This is a genomic window from Lysobacter sp. Hz25, assembly GCF_046097045.1.
GTDB classification, from domain to species: Bacteria; Pseudomonadota; Gammaproteobacteria; order Xanthomonadales; family Xanthomonadaceae; genus Lysobacter; species Lysobacter antibioticus_B.
Genome location: NZ_CP175666.1, coordinates 3,294,302 through 3,312,321, shown reverse-complemented (window position 1 = coordinate 3,312,321; position 18,020 = coordinate 3,294,302). Strand labels below are relative to the sequence as shown.

General features: G+C 66.0%; 11 protein-coding genes. All 11 read left to right on the top strand.

What is annotated here, in order from left to right:
- Positions 1-50: 50 nt before the first annotated feature.
- The 11 genes from ACKN61_RS13525 to ACKN61_RS13475 all read left to right on the top strand — a co-directional run bounded on the left by ACKN61_RS13525 (position 51) and on the right by ACKN61_RS13475 (position 17,997).
- Positions 51-641 carry a hypothetical protein gene (locus ACKN61_RS13525; RefSeq protein ID WP_408949980.1) on the top strand — a complete coding sequence of 197 codons (591 nt, stop codon included), beginning with the start codon at positions 51-53 and terminating at the stop codon, positions 639-641.
- A 592-nt stretch (positions 642-1,233) separates the two neighbouring features.
- Positions 1,234-1,494, top strand: coding sequence for a hypothetical protein (locus ACKN61_RS13520; RefSeq protein WP_408949979.1), 261 nt, complete (start codon positions 1,234-1,236; stop codon positions 1,492-1,494).
- A gap of 1,138 nt (positions 1,495-2,632) precedes the next feature.
- Positions 2,633-3,802 carry a nitrate/nitrite transporter gene (locus ACKN61_RS13515; protein WP_408953826.1) on the top strand — a complete coding sequence of 390 codons (1,170 nt, stop codon included), beginning with the start codon at positions 2,633-2,635 and terminating at the stop codon, positions 3,800-3,802.
- A 56-nt stretch (positions 3,803-3,858) separates the two neighbouring features.
- Positions 3,859-6,276, top strand: coding sequence for a nitrite reductase large subunit NirB (gene nirB, locus ACKN61_RS13510; protein WP_408953825.1), 2,418 nt, complete (start codon positions 3,859-3,861; stop codon positions 6,274-6,276).
- A gap of 3 nt (positions 6,277-6,279) precedes the next feature.
- Entirely contained in the window at positions 6,280-6,624 is a 345-nt protein-coding gene (nirD, locus tag ACKN61_RS13505; RefSeq protein ID WP_408949978.1) for a nitrite reductase small subunit NirD, read from the top strand.
- Positions 6,624-9,446, top strand: a complete 2,823-nt coding sequence (locus ACKN61_RS13500) for a molybdopterin-dependent oxidoreductase (protein ID WP_408949977.1) — start codon at positions 6,624-6,626, stop codon at positions 9,444-9,446. The genes nirD and ACKN61_RS13500 overlap by 1 nt, the downstream gene beginning before the upstream one ends.
- Before the next feature lie 79 nt (positions 9,447-9,525).
- Positions 9,526-10,278 carry a uroporphyrinogen-III C-methyltransferase gene (gene cobA, locus ACKN61_RS13495; RefSeq protein ID WP_408953824.1) on the top strand — a complete coding sequence of 251 codons (753 nt, stop codon included), beginning with the start codon at positions 9,526-9,528 and terminating at the stop codon, positions 10,276-10,278.
- Positions 10,279-10,508: 230 nt separating this feature from the next.
- Positions 10,509-11,681, top strand: coding sequence for an XVIPCD domain-containing protein (locus ACKN61_RS13490; RefSeq protein ID WP_408949976.1), 1,173 nt, complete (start codon positions 10,509-10,511; stop codon positions 11,679-11,681).
- A 226-nt stretch (positions 11,682-11,907) separates the two neighbouring features.
- Positions 11,908-12,948, top strand: coding sequence for a N(4)-(beta-N-acetylglucosaminyl)-L-asparaginase (locus ACKN61_RS13485; protein ID WP_408949975.1), 1,041 nt, complete (start codon positions 11,908-11,910; stop codon positions 12,946-12,948).
- An 8-nt stretch (positions 12,949-12,956) separates the two neighbouring features.
- On the top strand, positions 12,957-13,685 hold the full coding sequence (locus ACKN61_RS13480) for a copper homeostasis protein CutC (protein WP_408949974.1): 729 nt from the start codon (positions 12,957-12,959) through the stop codon (positions 13,683-13,685).
- Positions 13,686-15,096: 1,411 nt separating this feature from the next.
- Positions 15,097-17,997 carry a TonB-dependent receptor plug domain-containing protein gene (locus ACKN61_RS13475; RefSeq protein WP_408949973.1) on the top strand — a complete coding sequence of 967 codons (2,901 nt, stop codon included), beginning with the start codon at positions 15,097-15,099 and terminating at the stop codon, positions 17,995-17,997.
- The last annotated feature ends 23 nt before the right edge of the window (positions 17,998-18,020 follow it).

The window sequence follows — 18,020 nt, the reverse complement described above, 5'->3', positions numbered from 1 at the left end:
CCGGCGCGATCCCGTAGCCAGGTTTCTTCACGAACCCGATGACAACGCCTATGACCGACTCGATCGATCGCCGACGGCTGCTGCAATGGTCGCTCGCGGCGGTTCCCGGCTTGATGTTGCTCGGCACCGCTGTCGGCGCCGATAAAGCCACGAAGGAGGATGCAGGCCGCGCCGGTGCCGAGCGCGACTTCGATTTCTTTCTCGGCAGTTGGGACGTCAAACATCGCCGCCTCAAGAAGCGGCTGGCGGGCAATAACGACTGGGAGGAATTCGACGGCAGCACCCGTTGCCAGTCCCTGCTCGGAGGTGTGGCCAATATCAACGACAGCGTGTCTTATCGCGCCGGCGGCGTGTATCGCGGCATGGGCCTGCGCGCGTTCGACGCCAACAGCCAGACCTGGGCCGATTGGTGGCTGGACGGCCGCAACCCGGTAAAGATCGACACGCCGGGCATCGGACGATTCGAAGGCCGTGTCGGTACGTTCTTCTCCGAGGACCTCCACGATGGCAAGCCGGTACGAGTGCGCGGTGTGTTCACCCACCTCAGCGACAGCCGTATGCAGTGGGAGCAGGCGTTTTCGCCCGACGGCGGTGCGAGCTGGGAGACCAACTGGGTGATGCGCTATACCCGGACCGGGTGAGGCGAGGGACGCGTTCTCGTTTCCTGCCAGTGTCGTCGGCTGAGTAAACGATCTGTTCTGGCTGTCGTGATCGAACTTTCGCTGGATCACGCTGAAGCCGCGCCGATCGCATTCGGCGCGGCTTCGTCGTCTGTTCGACGGCTGCTTGCGGTTGATTCCAACCGCGACACAGACGCGCGGAGGCGAGCCGCTGTCGAGCGATCACGCATGACCGATGCGCAGTCTTCGGCTCAATGCCGCAGCGCAGCTACATTCCCTTAGCGAGCACAAGTAAATGGTTTGCTTGGCATATCTATGTGTGCCGAAGTTCACAAGGACGCACTGCTTTGAGTGTGCCGACTTTACTAGAGTTGATATTTTCATAAGCGAATTGCGTACTACATCACGTTTTATTTTGCAAGCTGGGTTTGAGACCTAGCATGGCCACGAAGCCTGCGAAGTCGGGCAAGGGCATAAGGAAGTGTGCCAGCCATTGGAGGTATCGCTTGCACAGGCTTCGGCTTGCTATCGGCGACACGGTTTCTCCAGGGCCTGCGAACGGAATCGCGACTAGTCAATCGAGCTACAGATGATCCGTCAGCGGAAGGTTCGCATGAGTATCCAAATCGTCGGTCGTAATACGGTCGTTCCGGCAGCGCCGAGCATCGAACAGGCAAGGCCGCAAGCGGAAGCGCCCAGCACGAAGGTCATACACAGCACCGTTTTCTCGGGGCTGGGCGTAGGCACTCAGGTGACCTTGATCGTGCACAGCGAAACCATGAGCGAGCAACACGTCTCCATGCTGCACGACAATTGTCTGAAAGCGCTGGAGCGTGCGGCGCGGTCGGTATGCGAGGAAGTCGCAGCGGCTTGAGGCGCTTGTTGTGTAGTCGACGCGCTAGTCGGGAGGAGGGTGCTTTTACCCCGAGTCCCGCTGCTGCTGGCATTGCCTTTGCCTTTGCCTTTGCCGTTGCCGTTGCCGTTGCTGTTGCCTGTGCCTGTGCCTGTGCCTGTGCCTGTGCTGTTGCTGTTGCTGTGCGTCGCCGAGCACTAGCGAAGGCAATCGGAGACCCGGAGGGCGGCCCGCATGGATGCGGGCCGTTTTTCATCGGGACAGGGATGTCCCGTATGAAAAATCCCCGCGGATGCACCGCTCGTGCGGGCTCTTGATTCAAAGAAAAGCATTTTTCTTTGGTTACCTTTCTTTTGTTGCTTATGACAAAAGAAAGTAACCCGCCGCTTTAGTGGCGGAAGCTTTAGGTGTTTGATCTTGTTGATCAAGAAGCCACAGGCAAGAGCAGAGCTTCCGTCCGCTGACGCGGCCGGGTTACTTTCTTTTGCTGGCCCAAAAGAAAGCTAACCAAAGAAAAGGGCTTTCCTTGCAAGGGCACAGGCCACGAGTGCGATGCTGTCGCCGGGATTTTTCGATAGGACATCCCTGTCCTATCGAAAAACGGCGCACGTCCTGTGCGCCGCCCTCCGGGTCTCCACTTGACGGGTAAAGCGAGAGCCACAGCCAGAGCCACAGCGAGACCTACGGCCAGAGCTACAGCTAGAACCACAGCCAGAACTACGGCCAGAGCTACAGCCACAGAGCAGCTGAGCCGGCACATCCTGATGCTGCGTTGCACAAACATGGTGCAAGCCCGCTCGATTTTGGAGCGCGACGCTCCCCAGGCACCGAGCGCGCATCCGCGTCGCTCACCCAAGTGATTGAAATCGTGACGAACCCAGCTCGTTCGCTTCGATGCGCATAGTTGGCACGGCTATTGCGTAGCCTAGTAGACGGGTGCAACGGCGCATCCGCGACAACCTGATTCCGGCAGACGGGCCAACGGCGGTCCGGCCTGTCGAAGACAACGGCGTCTTTCCGGTGCGAACCGGGAAGGCGCCGTTTTCGTTTCTCCCCCTCACGGCCGCTGCGGGACGCCTGGATCGGGCGTCCGCCGCGGCCCCGTTCGGAGATTGCGCGGATGGATCGATCCTTCTGGCGGGCCGGGCATACGCCCACGCTGTTGTCGGCTTTTCTGTATTTCGATTTGAGCTTCATGGTCTGGTACCTGCTCGGGCCGATGCAGGTGCAGATCGCCCAGGCGCTGCATCTGGACACCCAACAGCGGGCCTTGATGGTGGCCGCGCCGATTCTGTGCGGTGCGGTGCTGCGCTTGTTCCTGGGGATGTTCGCCGACCGCGTCGGCGCCAAGCGCGCCGGCTTGATGGCGCAGGCGGTGGTGATCGCGGCCCTGTTGGCGGCGTGGTGGCTCGGCGTCGACAGTTTCGCCCAGGCCTTGTTGCTCGGTTTGATGCTCGGCGTCGCCGGGGCCTCGTTCGCGGTCGCCTTGCCGCTGGCCTCGCGTTGGTACCCGCCCGAGCATCAGGGCACGGCGATGGGCATCGCCGGCGCCGGCAACTCGGGCACGGTGCTCGCGGCCTTGTTCGCACCGGCGTTGGCGGCCGCGTTCGGCTATCAGAACGTATTCGGCCTGGCCTGCATTCCGCTGGTGCTGGTGCTGGCGGTGTTCGCGGTGTGCGCCAAGGACGCGCCGGTCGACACGCCGAGCAAGCACTGGGCCGATTACGGCCGGGTGCTGATCGGCAACCGCGACTCGTGGTGGTTCATGCTGTTCTACGCGATCACCTTCGGCGGTTTCGCCGGTTTCGCCAGCGCCCTGCCGGGTTATTTCCACGACCAGTTCGGCTTCGAGCCGAAGATCGCCGGTTGGGCGACCGCGGCCTGCGTGCTCGCCGGCTCGGTGATGCGGCCGCTTGGCGGTGCGATCGCCGACCGCATCGGCGGTACCCGCACCTTGCTTGCGGTGTATCTCGCGGTGGCGACGCTCGTCGCGGTTGCCGCGCTCGGCATCGGCGGCCCGGTCGCGACCGTGGCCTTGTTCGTGCTGACCCTGCTGTGTCTCGGGGCCGGCAACGGCGCGGTCTTCCAACTCGTGCCGCAACGCTTCGGCGCCGACATCGGCCTGATGACCGGCTTGATCGGCATGGCCGGCGGCATCGGTGGTTTCCTGCTCGCCGCCGGCATGGGCGTGCTGAAGCAGCACACCGGCAGTTATGCGCTGGGTCTGTGGCTGTTCGCCGCTTGCGCGGCGCTGGCTTGGGGCTTGTTGGCGAGCCTGCGCCATCAGTGGCGCCACCGTTGGGCGGCGCTCAGCGCCGCACGCGTCTGAACCAGCCCCGGAGCGAACTCATGAAGAAACCCAGATTGGTGGTGGTCGGCAACGGCATGGCGGGCGCACGCACGCTCGAAGAGCTGTTGAAGCTGGTCCCGGACATGTACGAGATCACCGTGTTCGGCGCCGAGCCGCACCCGAACTACAACCGCATCCTGTTGTCGCCGGTGCTGGCCGGCGAGCAGGCCTTCGACGACATCGTGCTGAATTCGCTGGCGTGGTACGCCGAGCACGGCATCCGTCTGCATCTGGGCAAGGAAGTCAGCCGCATCGATCGGGTGCGGCGTCGGGTCATCGCCGCCGACGGCACCGAGGCCGAGTACGACCGCCTGCTTATCGCCACCGGCTCGCTGCCGATCGTGCTGCCGGTGCCGGGCAAGGACCTCAAAGGCGTGATCGGTTACCGCGACATCCACGACACCCAGGCGATGATCGATACCGCCAAGGTGAAGCGGCATGCGGTGGTCATCGGCGGCGGTCTGCTCGGGCTGGAAGCCGCCAACGGCCTCAAGCAGCGCGGTATGGAGGTGACGGTGGTGCATCTGGCCGGCTGGCTGCTGGAGCGCCAGCTCGACCCGGTCGCCGGGCAATTGCTGGAGAAGTCGCTGACCGAGCGCGGTCTGAAGTTCCGCCTCAACACCTCGACCCACGAATTAGTGGGCAACGAGCAGGGCGAAGTGACCGCGGTGCGCTTCTCCGACGGCAGCGAAGAGCCCGCCGACCTGGTGGTGATGGCGGTCGGCATCCGCCCGAACATCCAGCTGGCCCAGGCTTCGGGCATCCACTGTGCGCGCGGCATCGTCGTCAACGACTCGCTGCAGACCTTCGACCCGCGCGTGTACGCCGTGGGCGAATGCGTCAGCCATCGCGGCATCGCTTACGGTCTGGTCGCGCCCTTGTTCGAGCAGGCCAAGGTCTGCGCCAATCACCTGGCCAACTATGGCATCGGCATCTACAGCGGCTCGGTGTCCTCGACCAAGCTCAAGGTCACCGGCATCGACCTGTTCTCGGCCGGTAATTTCATGGGCGGCGACGGCAGCGAGGAGATCGTCCTGTCCGACCCGGCCGGCGGGGTCTACAAGAAGCTGGTGATCAAGGACGACCGTTTGATCGGCGCCTGTCTGTACGGCGATACCAACGACGGCGGTTGGTACTTCAAGCTGCTCAAGGACGGCAGCCGCATCGACGACCGCCGCGACCAGCTGATGTTCGGCGAGAAAGCGCTCGGCGATTCCGGCACCGCCGGGCAGAATCGCGCCGGCGCGATGACCGACCGCGACGAAGTCTGCGGCTGCAACGGCGTGTGCAAGGGCAGCATCGTCAAGGCGATCAACGAGCAGGGTTTGTTCACCGTCGACGAGGTCAAGAAGCAGACCAAGGCGGCGAGTTCCTGCGGCTCCTGCACGAGCCTGGTCGAGCAGATCCTGATGAACTGCCTGGGCTCGAACTTCCAGGAAACGCCGAAGACCAAGGCGGTGTGCGCCTGCACCGACCACAGCCACGGCGACGTGCGCAAGGCGATTCGCGAGCATCGCCTGTACACCCATGCCGCGGCCTACGCCTTCCTGGAATGGCGCACGCCGAACGGCTGTGCGACCTGCCGGCCGGCGATCAACTATTACCTGCTGTCGACCTGGCCGCGCGAAGCGGTCGACGACCCGCAGTCGCGCTTCATCAACGAACGCGCCCACGCCAATATCCAGAAGGACGGCACCTTCTCGGTGATCCCGCAGATGAAGGGCGGGGTGACCAATGCCGGCGAACTGCGCCGCATCGCCGACGTCGCCGACAAATACGCGGTGCCGATGTTGAAGGTCACCGGCGGCCAGCGCATCGACCTGCTGGGCATCAAGAAAGAAGACCTGGTCGATGTGTGGAAAGACCTCGGCATGAACTCCGGCCACGCCTACGGCAAGTCGATCCGCACGGTGAAGACCTGCGTCGGCAGCGAGTTCTGCCGCTTCGGCACCCAGAACAGCACGCAGATGGGCATCGACCTGGAGACCATGCTGGCCAACATGTGGAGCCCGCACAAGGTCAAGCTGGCGGTGTCGGGCTGCCCGCGCAACTGCGCCGAATCCGGAATCAAGGACGTCGGCATTATCGCCGTGGACTCGGGCTGGGAAATCCACATCGGCGGCAACGGCGGCATCAAGACCGAGGTCGCGCGCTTCCTGGTCAAGGTCAAGACCAGCGAAGAGGTGCGCGAATACACCGGCGCCTTCCTGCAGTTGTACCGCGAAGAGGCCTATTACCTCGACCGCACCGTGCACTACATCGCCCGCGTCGGCATGGACTACATCGTCCAGCGCGTGGTCGAGGACGCCGCTAACCGCAAGGCCTTGTTCGAGCGCCTGCTGTACGCGCTGGAAGGCTTGCCGGACCCCTGGGCCGCGCGCATCGCCGGGGCGCGCCCGCGCGAGTTCCAGCCGCTGCGCATTCCCGCCACACTCGTCGACGCGGAGGCCTGAGCCATGCAATCGACTGCCTCCTGGCTGCGGGTCTGCCGGCTCGACGACATCCCGGTATTGGGCGCGCGCGTGTTGGAAATGGCTGGAGCCGACAACATCGCCTTGTTCCGCACCGCCGGCGACCGCGTGTTCGCGATGGTCGACCGCTGCCCGCACAAGGGCGGGCCGCTGTCGCAGGGCATCGTCGCCGGCGACAGCGTCACCTGTCCGCTGCACGGTTGGAATATCGCCCTGGCCAGCGGCGAAGCCTGCGCGCCCGACGTGGGGTGCGCGCGCAAGTTTCCGGTGCGCATCGACGGCGACGAGGTGTGGCTGTCGCTCGACGGCGTCGCGCGGAGCGAGGCTTGATGGAAGATCTGGCGCTGCGCGAGGAGATCGACACGGCGCCGGCATCGGCGCCTGAGCCGCGGCGCACGCGCACGCGTTCGATCTGCTGTTACTGCGGGGTGGGCTGCGGGGTGTTGATCGATGCCGAACACGGCCCCGACGGCAGCCGCATCGTCGGCATCGAAGGCGACCCCGAGCATCCGGCCAACCAAGGCCGGCTGTGCACCAAGGGCCGCAGCCTGGCGCAGACCGCGAGCAGCCTGAGCGGGCGGCTGTTGGCGCCGGAGCTGCGCCACCTGCGGCAGGAGCCGCGCCGCCCGGTGGATTGGGCGCTGGCGCTGGATACGGTGGCCGACCGCCTGGCCGGCATCGTCCAGCAGCACGGCCCGGACGCGGTGGCGTTCTATATCTCCGGGCAGTTGTTGACCGAGGATTACTACGTCTTCAACAAGCTCGCCAAGGGCCTGCTCGGCACCAACAACATCGACACCAACTCGCGTCTGTGCATGTCGAGCGCGGTCGCCGGTTACAAGCTGGCGCTCGGCGCCGACGGCCCGCCGACCTGTTACGAAGACCTGGAACTCGCCAAGACCGTGCTGTTCGCCGGCAGCAACATGGCCTATGCGCACCCGGTGTTGTTCCGGCGCCTGGAAGCCGCACGCGAGCGCGATCCCGAGGTGCGCTGGATCGTGATCGACCCGCGCCGCACCGACACCGCGGCGATGGCCGACCTGCATCTGCAGATCCAGCCCGGCACCGATGTGGCGCTGTTCAACGGCATGCTGCACCACTTGATCTGGGAAGGGCGGGTCGATGCGGCGTTCATCGCCGAACACACCGTCGGCTATGCCGAACTCAAGCAACTGCTGCGCGACTACACTCCGCGCATGGCCGCGGAGTTGTGCGGCATCCCGGTCGCCGACCTGATCCAGGCCGCGGACTGGTTCGGCCGCGACGCCGCGGCGTTGTCGCTGTACTGCATGGGCCTCAATCAGTCCGCGCACGGCACCGACAAGAATCTGGCCCTGATCCATCTGCATCTGGCCACCGGCCAGATCGGCAAACCCGGCGCGGGGCCGTTCTCCCTGACCGGCCAGCCCAATGCGATGGGCGGACGCGAAGTCGGCGGCATGGCGACCATGCTCGCCGCGCATCGCGAGATCGGCAACGCCGCCGACCGCGCCGAACTCGAACACCTGTGGGGGCTGCCCGGGCACAGTCTGTCGGCCAAGCCCGGTCTGGCGGCGGTGGCCTTGTTCGAGGCCTTGCGCAGCGGCCGGGTCAAGGCGGTGTGGATCGCCTGCACCAATCCCGTGCATTCCATGCCCGACATCGGCCAGGTGCGCGAAGCGCTGCACCAGGCCGAGTACGTGATCGTGCAGGAAGCGTTCCGCAACACCGACACCGTGCCCTATGCCGACGTGCTGCTGCCGGCGACGAGCTGGGGCGAAAAAGACGGCTCGGTGACCAACTCAGAACGGCGTATCTCGCGGGTGCGTGCGGCGGTGCCGGCGCCCGGCCAGGCCAGGCCGGACTGGTGGATCGCCAACGAAGTGGCGCGTCGCCTGGAAGCGCGCCTCGGGCCGCCCGGCGTCGCACCGTTGTTCGCGTTCGATGGGCCTGCGCAGATCTTCGACGAGCATCGCCGCCTCACCGTCGGTCGCGACCACGACATCGGCGGGCTCGACTACGCACGCCTGGACAGCCAGGGGCCGCAGCAATGGCCGTTCCCGGCCGGCGCCGCACAGGGGCAGGCGCGGCGCTACGGCGACGGCGTGTTCGCTACCGCCGATGGCCGCGCACGCTTTCACCCCACGCCGTATCGGCCGGTGGCCGAAGCGACCTCGGCGCGTTTTCCGCTGCGCCTATTGACCGGCCGCCTGCGCGATCAATGGCACGGCATGTCGCGCAGCGGAAGAGTGCCGGGCTCGTTCGCGCACAGCCCCGAACCGGGCCTGCGCATGCAGCCGCAGGATGCGGCGCGGCGCGGGCTCGCGCACGGCGATCTGGTCAAAGTGATCAGCAAGCGCGGCGAACTGGTGTTGCCGCTGGAGCTCTCCGACGAGGTCGCCTCCGGCACGGTGTTCGCGGCGATGCACTGGAGCGGGCAGTTCCTGTCCAGCGGCGGCATCAACGAGGTCAGTCAGCCGGCGGTGGATGCGCGTTCGCTGCAGCCGGAGCTCAAGCATGCAGCGGTGCGGATAGAGAAAGCCGAATTCGCCTGGCATCTGCTCGCGGCGCGGCGCGGCGATGCCTTGAGCCTGCAGGCGGCGGTGCAGCCGCTGCTCAAGGATTGCGGTTTCGCTGCGATCACCCTGAGCGCCGATGGCCGGGTCGACGGGCGCGATGGCGAGGGCGTCGACGATTCCGCCTGGCTGGTGCTGCGCGCCGCCTGCGAGAGCGCTCCGTCGAGCGAGTGGTTGGATGCTCTAGGAGAGGCGCTGCAGTTGCATGCCGGCCGCGACACCTTGGAGTACCGCGACGCGCGCCGCGGCCTGTTGAAGCGGGTGTCGTGGCGCGCCGATTGCGACGACAACCGCATCGACGGCCTGCTGTTGACCGATGCGCAGCGCCACGGCGCCGGCGAGCACTTGCTCGATTCGGCCCTGTCCGGGCGGCCTTGGAGCGGCTCGCGCCTGGCGGTGTTCGCGCAGTCCGGCGGTGGCGGCGCGCGCGATGCGGTGGTGTGCAACTGCCTGCAGATCCGCGAGTCGAGCATCCGGGCCGAGATCGCGCGCGGCGCCGGCGTCGCCGAGCTCAAACAGCGCCTGGGCTGCGGCACCGTCTGCGGCTCCTGCGGGCCGCAATTGAACCAACTGTGCCGCCTCGCAGCGCAAGCGTGATCACGAATCCCCGGGCCATCACTACGGAGTCATCATGGATCGCATCGTTTCCGACTCGTTCCGGCGCGCGCCGAGCGAAGTGGTGTTGCTGTCGGCCGGCCCCGGCGACCTGGAGCTGCTGACGATCAAGGCGGCGAAAGCGCTCGCCGCCGCCGAGGTGGTGCTGCTCGACGAATTGGTCGACCCGCGCATCGTCGAACTGGCGCCGCTGGCGCGGGTGATCCGCGTCGGCAAGCGCGGCGGTTGCCGCTCGACGCCGCAAGCTTTCATCTGCCGCTTGATGCGCCGTTATGCACTGCAAGGGCAGCGGGTGGTGCGGGTCAAGGGCGGCGATGCGCTGTTGTTCGGCCGCGCCGGCGAAGAGATCGATTTCCTGCGACGCGCCGGCATCGAGGTGCGCATCGTCAACGGCATCAGCGCCGGTTTCGCCGCCGCGGCGAGCCTGGGCGTGTCGCTGACCCATCGCGATCACTGCCACGGCATCACCTTCGTCACCGCGCATACCCACGACCACGGCGAACCGGACTGGGCCGCGCTCGCGGCCACCGGCACCACCCTGGCGATCTACATGGGCATGAGCCGGATTGCGAACGTCGCGAACGGCTTGCTGCGGCATCTGCCCGCGCGGACACCGGCGGCGATCGTGCAGGGCGCGAGCCAGGACGGCGAAACCCGCTTGTTGACGACATTGGAGCGATTGGCTGGCGATGCCGAGCGCATCGGCATGGGCCTCGGCCGGCCCGGGGTGATCCTGGTCGGTGCGGCGCTGGCCGAAGCCGTCGTCGAAGCGCCCGGGACGAGGGCGAACCCCGGCCGAGTCGGTCTGGCCTGAAGAACCGCGTCGCCCACGCGCATCTTCGCTTCCGCCGTCGAGATCGTCGCTTGCGTCTGGAGCCCGTTGCGCTGCGTTCGGCCGCGAGTGTGACCTCGGTCCGCCTGGATGACCGCTGCGCCGGTTACTTTTCGTAGCACTGCAGGTGCTCGGCAAGCCCGGGCATCGCGCCTGGCGTGCCCCACGGCATGCGCAAACAGACGACCGTGCCCCTTCCCAGGAGACCTTCCATGTCGACTCCCGATCCGACCGGCTCCGGTTCCTCGCCCGGGTTTCTCAGCAATTTCTTCAGCCGCTTCCAACGCAATGCGCAGCCTCCGCCGTTGCAGCCCGAACCCATACCGCAACGGCCCAAACTCGATCCGACCAGCGCCGCGGCGATCATGCAGGACGGTTACCAGCCCAAGAGCACCGGCAAGACCGGCGAATGGGAGCGTGTCGACGACGAAACGCTGAAGAAGCTCAATCTGGATCCGGAGAAATTCCACAACAACCCCAGCGGCATGCACGCGACTTTGTATCGCAAGCCCGGCACCGCGGCCGAATCGGAAGGCTATGTGCTCGATTATCGCGGCACTGCGAAACTCGGCGACTGGTCGGCGAATTTCCGCCAGGCGCTCGGCATGAAGAGCGAGCAACACGAGCAGTCGATGGTGCTCGGCAAGGAAGTCAGCGCCGCGCTCGGCCCAAGCCTGGTCGGGGTGACCGGCCACTCCAAGGGCGGCGGCCAGGCCTTGCTGGTCTCGCACGCCATCGGCGTCGATTGCGTCACCGCGAACCCGGCCTGGCCGAGCCCGGGCACGCTCAAGAGCTACGGCTTCAACCCCGAGAACTTCCACAACGGCAAGGGCGGCCCTTCGGTGACCAATCTGGTGGTCGACGGCGAGCCTTTGCAGAGCCTGCAAAGCACCGGCGTGGTGTCGTTGGTGGCGCCGAAGCAGAACCTGGAACTGCAGGGGCCGAAGTTCGAGTTCAAGCCCCAGCAGCACAGCGGTCTGCGCAATTACGCACCCGGCGACGATCCCGACCTCGACATGGCGCGTTCCATGTTCGAAGCCATGGACGGGGGCAAGCATTTGCTCAAGCTGCACGGCATCGGCACGGTGCGCGAAGCGCTGCACCATCGCGAGGTCGCCGATCTGGCCGGCCTCGCCCAGAAAGGCGGATTGTCGAAGGTCGACCACATCGTGGCGGAGACGGACGGCGGCAAGGGCCATTTCCTGGTCGAGGGCAAACTCGGCGATCCCACCGCGAAGTACGCCAAGGTCGAGGGCGCCTTGCCGAGCGGCTTGCTGGGCCAACAGTTGATCCAGAACATCAACCAGCACGAAGCGTTGAATCGCCAACAGACGCCGCACGGCGGCGAGCAGGCGCCGAGCCAGCCGCATACGCGCAACGTCTGAGCGCCTGCGTCGGGCCCGAAAGCGCCGCGTGCGAGCGGGCCGGCCGCGTCAGCGGTTCGGTCCGCACAGCATCGTGGCGACCGTCGCGGCTGGATCATTGCGCGAAATTTACGCAATGCGTAATCGGGTTTAGATGCGTCCGGGCGGGGCGACACGGTTGCGCAGCCCGGCAACGGCGGCTAGCGTGTCGGCGATCCGCGCCACGCGCACCCGCATCGAAACCGAAATGACCTCACGCCGAAATTTCCTGCAAAGCTCCTTGTTGGCCGCTTCCAGCGTCGCCTTGCCGTCGCTGGCCACGCTAGCGTCCGCCGCCGACAAGACCGGTGCGGCGCCCAAGACAGTGGCAGGCGCCCGGGTGGTGTCGACCTGGGACTTCGGCGTCGGCGCCAACCAGGCCGCCTGGCCGGTGCTCGCTGCCGGCGGCTCGGCGCTCGATGCGGTCGAGGCCGGCGCACGCTGGGCCGAAGCGGATCTGTGCAACAGCACCGTCGGCCGCTGCGGCAACCCCGACCGCGATGGCGTGCTGACCCTGGACGCCAGCATCATGGACGGCGACGGCCGTTGCGGCGCGGTCGCCGCACTCGAAGACATCGCCCATCCGGTCAGCGTGGCGCGCCGGGTCATGGAGCGCACGCCGCACGTGTTGCTGGTCGGCGCCGGCGCGCAGCAGTTCGCGCTCGAGCAGGGCTTCCCGAAGCAAGCCCTGCTGACCGACAAGGCCCGCGCGGCCTGGCAGGAATGGCGCAAGACCTCCAAGTACGAACCGAAGATCAACGCCGAGCGTCTCGACACGGCCAAGCCCGGCGACAGCAGCAACCACGACACCCTCGGCATCCTCGCCATCGACGCCAGCGGCAAGCTCGCCGGCGCCTGCACCACCAGCGGCATGGCCTGGAAGCTGCACGGCCGGGTCGGCGACAGCCCGATCGTCGGTGCGGGGCTCTACGTCGACAACGAAGTCGGCGCCGCGACCGCGTCCGGCGTCGGCGAGGAAATGCTGCGTAATGCGGCGAGCTTCCTGGTGGTCGAGTTGATGCGCCAGGGCCGCAGCCCGGACGAGGCCTGCCGCGAAGCGATCGACCGCTTGGTGCGCAAGCGCCCGCAGGCGAGCAAGACCTTGCAGGTCTGTTTCCTGGCGATCAACAAGCACGGCGAAGTCGGCGCGCACGCGCTGCACCGCGGTTTCGTCTATGCGGTTTGCGATGCCGGCAAACGCGATGCCTTGCTCGACTCGCGCTCGGTCTACACGACCGAACAGACGTGAGCGGCGCGATGAGCCGGCGCATCCTGGAAATCTCGGCGAACTCGCTGGGCTCGGCACTCGCCGCGCAAGCCGGCGGCGCCGACCGGGTCGAGCTGTGCGAGAACCTGGGCGAGGGCGGCACCACGCCGTCCTACGGCACCTTGGCGGTTGCCCGCGAGCGCCTGCGCATTCCCTTGTACGTGTTGATCCGCCCGCGCGGCGGCGACTTTCTCTACGACGAACCCGAGCTTGCGGCGATGCGCGCCGACGTCGAGGCCTGCGTACGGCTCGGCTGCGACGGGGTAGTGATCGGCGCACTCGACGCCGACGGCGAGGTCGATGCCGCGATCTGCCGCGAGCTGATCGCCGCGGCCGGATCGCTCGGCGTGACTTTCCATCGCGCCTTCGATGCGGCGCGCGACCAGGGCCTGGCGTTGGAAGCGGCGATCGCTCTGGGTTGCGAGCGGATCCTGACCTCGGGCGGTGCTGCCGACGCCTGGAACGGCGCCGACCGTATCGCGGCGCTGGTGGAGCAGGCAGCCGGGCGCATCAGCTTGATGGCCGGTGCCGGCGTCACCGTGCAGAACATCGTCGCGCTCGCGCAGCGCGCCGGGGTCGGCGAGCTGCACGCCTCGGCCAAGATGCCGAAACGCTCGGCGATGCGCTATCGCAACGAGGCGCTGGCGGGGTTGTCGGCGGATTGGGAGCAGAGCGACGAGCAGCGGGTGCGTGCACTGGTGCAGGCTTTGCGTGCGTAATCGCTTGGGGGCGACGGCGAGCGCATGCTGTGGCGGCGCTCTCAGGGTAGGAGCGGCGTCCTTCTGGATTTCCTTCGGTCACAAGCCGCGACCGCGCGCGCTCAATTTCTCGGCGCTACTAGACATAGCCTTGTGTAGGAGCGGCGTAAGCCGCGACACGCTACCCACGCCTGCGTCGCTTGCCGCCGCGAAGCGTTGAAGCAAGATCAAGATCTAGGTCAAGGTCAAAATCTAGAGCTTCCGTCCGCTCACGCGGCCGGGTTACTTTCTTTTGCTGGCCCAAAAGAAAGCTAACCAAAGAAAAGGGCTTTCCTTGCAAGGGCACAGGCCACGAGTGCGATGCCGACGCCGGGATTTTTCGATAGGACATCCCTGTCCTATCGAAAAACGGCGCACGTCCTGTGCGCCGCCCTCCGGGTCTCCAGGTGTTATCGCGAGCTCGGTACTGCGCCAAGCTTTCACGGCAACGGCAACGGCAACGGCAACGGCAGGCACCTTCTTACGCTCTGCTTAGCCTGGGCCCTGGCCCTGACTCGCTTTCGCTTTTGTTGTGGCTGTGCGTCGTCCCGCACTCGCGAAGGCAATTCAAAGACCCGGAGGGCGGCACGCAGGGATGCGTGCCGTTTTTCATCGGGACAGGGATGTCCCGTATGAAAAATCCCTGCGTTGGCATCGAACGTGCGGGCCTGTGATTCAAAACAAAAGCATTTTTCTTTGGTTACTTTCTTTTGTTGCTTATGACAAAAGAAAGTAACCCGCCGCTTTAGTGGCGGAAGCTCTTGGCGTTTGATCTTGCTTCAACAAAGTCAGCAGCAAGTGCAGGAGCTTCTGTTCGGTACTACGCCAAGCTCATCACGGCAACGGCAACGGCAACGGCAACGGCAACGCGGTGGACCTCGGAGGAGCGGCACAAGCCGCGACCGCGAACCGTGGGCAGCGTCGCAAGCCGGAGCTCGGGTCGCGGCTTACGCCGCTCCTACCCAAGAGCGAGACATCGCCGACAAGGGGCAGGGGCCTGGGCCCGGCAGGCCGACCCGGTTCGCGCATCGCGCGCAGGCGGCGATGCCATCGGCATGCCGCCACGCAAAATTCGATTCGGGCGGGCCGAGGCCGTGCCACCTTCACGGCTGTCGCCAGACTCGGCAAAACAATCACTTACCGGCGTATCGGCTACCGACTCGTCGCGGCGACTGTGTACGCGGTCTCCCTAGCACACCCTCATTGCTGCGCCGCGTCATGCAACGCAGTCCCAGGTTGTGGTTAATTTAGATCGATCCAATTTGGGGGTTGGGTCTGCCGGGGCGGTCTTTCGGGGCCATCCGGGCAGTTTACTTAGATCGAGAGAAAAGCCGTTTGAGACCAGGGAGCGGTCGCCATTGCAGTCCACTTTTTCTTGGGGAGCACCGCGAAGATGAGCCATTCCACCCTGCGACGCAGCGCACTGACCGGTGCTTTGTTGTCGATCCTGTTCGCGCCTGCCATGGCGCAGGCGCAGTCCGCCGAGACGCCGGCCGGCCAGGCCAGCGCGGGCGCCGACGAGAGCAGCCGGGCGAACAAGCCAACCGAAATCGACAAGGTCACCGTCACCGGCTCGCGCATCAAGCGCAGCGAGATCGAAGGACCGGCGCCGGTCTTCACCATCACCGCCGCGCAGATCGAGAAGGAAGGTTTCAACACCGTCTACGACGCGCTGACCACGCTGACCGAAGCCATGGGCACGGTCGAGTCGGACATCGCCTGGGGCCAGCACACGGTCAACGCCAGCCCGCTCAACCTGCGCAACATGGGCCCGGGCCGCAGCCTGCTGCTGATCAACGGCCGTCGCGTCGTCGATTACCCGCTGCCGTACCAGGGCAAGAGCAACTTCGCCAACTTCAACAACATCCCGACCGCGATCGTCGAGCGTATCGAAGTGCTCGCCAGCGGCGCCTCGGCGATCTACGGCTCCGATGCGGTCGCGGGCGTGATCAACGTGATCCTCAAGAAGGAATTCCAGGGCGACCAGGTCAAGATCCGCGGCGGCACCTCGACCCGAGGCGGCCGCGATTCGATGGACCTGTCCTGGGCCGGCGGCCGCAGCGGCGACAACTGGAACGTGACCTACGCGCTGCAGTGGTTCCATCGCGAAGCGCTGCCGGCAAGCGAGCGCGAGTTCATGGATTCGGAATTCGATGCGCCGGCGACCTCGCTCAATCCGCAGGACCGCAAGGTCGGCGTGCTGCCGTCGGTCGGCATCCGCATGTTCAACGCCGGTACCGGCCAGCGCATGATGCCGCCGGCCGGCGCCTGCGATCAGTACGGTTCCGAGTTCTTCCTGCAGAACCGCCGTACCTATAACCGCAACAGCAACACCATCAGCAACACCGGCTGGCAGTGCGGCCAGAACACGGCCTACCAGCACTGGACCCTGCGCAACGGCAGCGACGATCGCTCCGGTTACGTGTACGGCAACTACGACTTCGCCAACGGCATGCAGGCTTGGGTCACCGCCGGCGTGTGGAGCTCGCGCGGCACCAACATGACCTTCATGCCGGCATGGAGCTCGGGCGGCACCTACCGCGACGTCGGCCTCAACGCCGATCTCGACCTGGTCAAGCGCTTCACTCCGCAGGAAATCGGCGGCGCCAAGGGCGGCTACACCCGTTCCGACGAGTTGTCCTGGGATCTGTCGGCCGGCCTGCGCGGCCAGTTCGGCGATCGTTTCGACTGGGACTTCAGCATCGGCCGCGCCGAATACACCGTCGACGAGAAATTCCCGACCGTGCTGCTGGCCGAGGCCGACCGCTACTTCCTCGGCGCCAATCGCGATCGCATCGACCAGAACCGGTTGTGGAACCCGATCTCGCCGCAGGACTACGCCTCGATCACCACGCGCGGCAAGAACCGCGCCGAATCCTGGCTGACCTCGGCCAACTTCATCGTCAGCGGCGACCTGTTCGAAGGTTGGGCCGGCCCGATCGGCTTCGCCGCACAGCTCGAAGCGGCCAAGCAGGGCTATAGCCTTGCGCCGGATCCGAACACCATCGGCGAGAACCGCAAGTACGACCAGACCGCCAATCTCGATCTGGGTTCGGGCACGCGCAATCACTACGCCGCCGGCGTCGAGTTCAAGATTCCGCTGCTGGAGTCGCTGACCGCATCGCTGGCCGGCCGTTACGACAAGTACGACGCCGTCTCCGGCGACGCCGCGTCGACCTACAACGCCGGCCTGGAATGGCGCCCCTTCAGCAATCTGTTGGTGCGCGGCACCTATGCCACCAGCTTCCGTGCGCCGGACATGCACTTCGTCTACGCCACGCCGAGCACCTCGGTGGCCGACCAGACCGATTACCTCAATTGCCTGCGCGCGGGCCAGCAGGGCAACTGCACCTGGGACGCCGGCTTCAAGGTCGAGGACGCGAACATCGCGCGTCAGGGCACGCCGAACCTGAATTACGAAACCGGTAATTCCTGGACCGCCGGCTTCGTCTGGGACATCACCGACGGCCTGTCGGTGTCGACCGACTACTGGCGCATCGAACTGGAAGACGAAATCGACGACGTCGGCGCCAACGACGTGCTGCTCGACGAGGCCTACTGCCTGACCGGCAAGACCCCGACCGGCGAGCCGCGCGTCAGCGCCCCGAGCGCCGACCGCTGCAAGCTGCAGATCGGCCGCGTCACCCGCGCCGCCGATCCGGACGGCGCCGGCCCGCTGCTGGGCCAGGTCACCGATATCCGCACCGGCCCGGTCAACCGCGCCGCGCGCAACGTCGAAGGCGTGGATGCGTCGCTGAAGTACCGCTTCACCACCGAGCGTTGGGGCGATTTCAGCCTGGGCCTGAACTACACCAACCTGCTCAAGCTCGAAACCCGCACCGACGCCAGCGAAGAGATGCAGGACAAGCGCAACGACGAGCCGCGCAGCAAGTTCCGCGGCAGCGTCAACTGGCAGCGCGAGAAGTGGAACGCGACCGTCTACGCCGACCGCGTCGGCAGCGTGCCGAGCGTGCGCTTCAACGGCTGCCTGCCGTTCTCCGACGGCTACGTGCCCAACTCGGACAACTGCGTCGACAACGACTCGGCCAGCCCGACCTACGGCCAGGCGACCAAGAAGTACTACGGCCGCGTCGGGCCGGCGGTCACCTGGAACCTCAGCGCCGGCTATCAGATCACCGAGAAGGCCAAGGTCAACTTCTACGTCAGCAACATCTTCGACGAAGTCAACGAAGACAAGGACCCGTACAAGAAGGACTTCGCCTTCATCGCCGACCGCATCTTCAGCCCGGTCGGCCGCGAGGTCGCCATCGAGTACGTGCTGGACTTCAACTAAGGCAGGCCAACCCGTTGCGGCGG

Bases quoted from the DNA above. Each gene is read 5' to 3' on its own strand.
- ACKN61_RS13525 (WP_408949980.1), top strand. From the start codon at position 51: ATGACCGACTCGATCGATCGCCGACGGCTGCTGCAATGGTCGCTCGCG.
- ACKN61_RS13520 (WP_408949979.1), top strand. From the start codon at position 1,234: ATGAGTATCCAAATCGTCGGTCGTAATACGGTCGTTCCGGCAGCGCCG.
- nirB (WP_408953825.1), top strand. From the start codon at position 3,859: ATGGCGGGCGCACGCACGCTCGAAGAGCTGTTGAAGCTGGTCCCGGAC.
- nirD (WP_408949978.1), top strand. From the start codon at position 6,280: ATGCAATCGACTGCCTCCTGGCTGCGGGTCTGCCGGCTCGACGACATC.
- ACKN61_RS13500 (WP_408949977.1), top strand. From the start codon at position 6,624: ATGGAAGATCTGGCGCTGCGCGAGGAGATCGACACGGCGCCGGCATCG.
- ACKN61_RS13490 (WP_408949976.1), top strand. From the start codon at position 10,509: ATGTCGACTCCCGATCCGACCGGCTCCGGTTCCTCGCCCGGGTTTCTC.
- ACKN61_RS13485 (WP_408949975.1), top strand. From the start codon at position 11,908: ATGACCTCACGCCGAAATTTCCTGCAAAGCTCCTTGTTGGCCGCTTCC.
- ACKN61_RS13480 (WP_408949974.1), top strand. From the start codon at position 12,957: ATGAGCCGGCGCATCCTGGAAATCTCGGCGAACTCGCTGGGCTCGGCA.
- ACKN61_RS13475 (WP_408949973.1), top strand. From the start codon at position 15,097: ATGAGCCATTCCACCCTGCGACGCAGCGCACTGACCGGTGCTTTGTTG.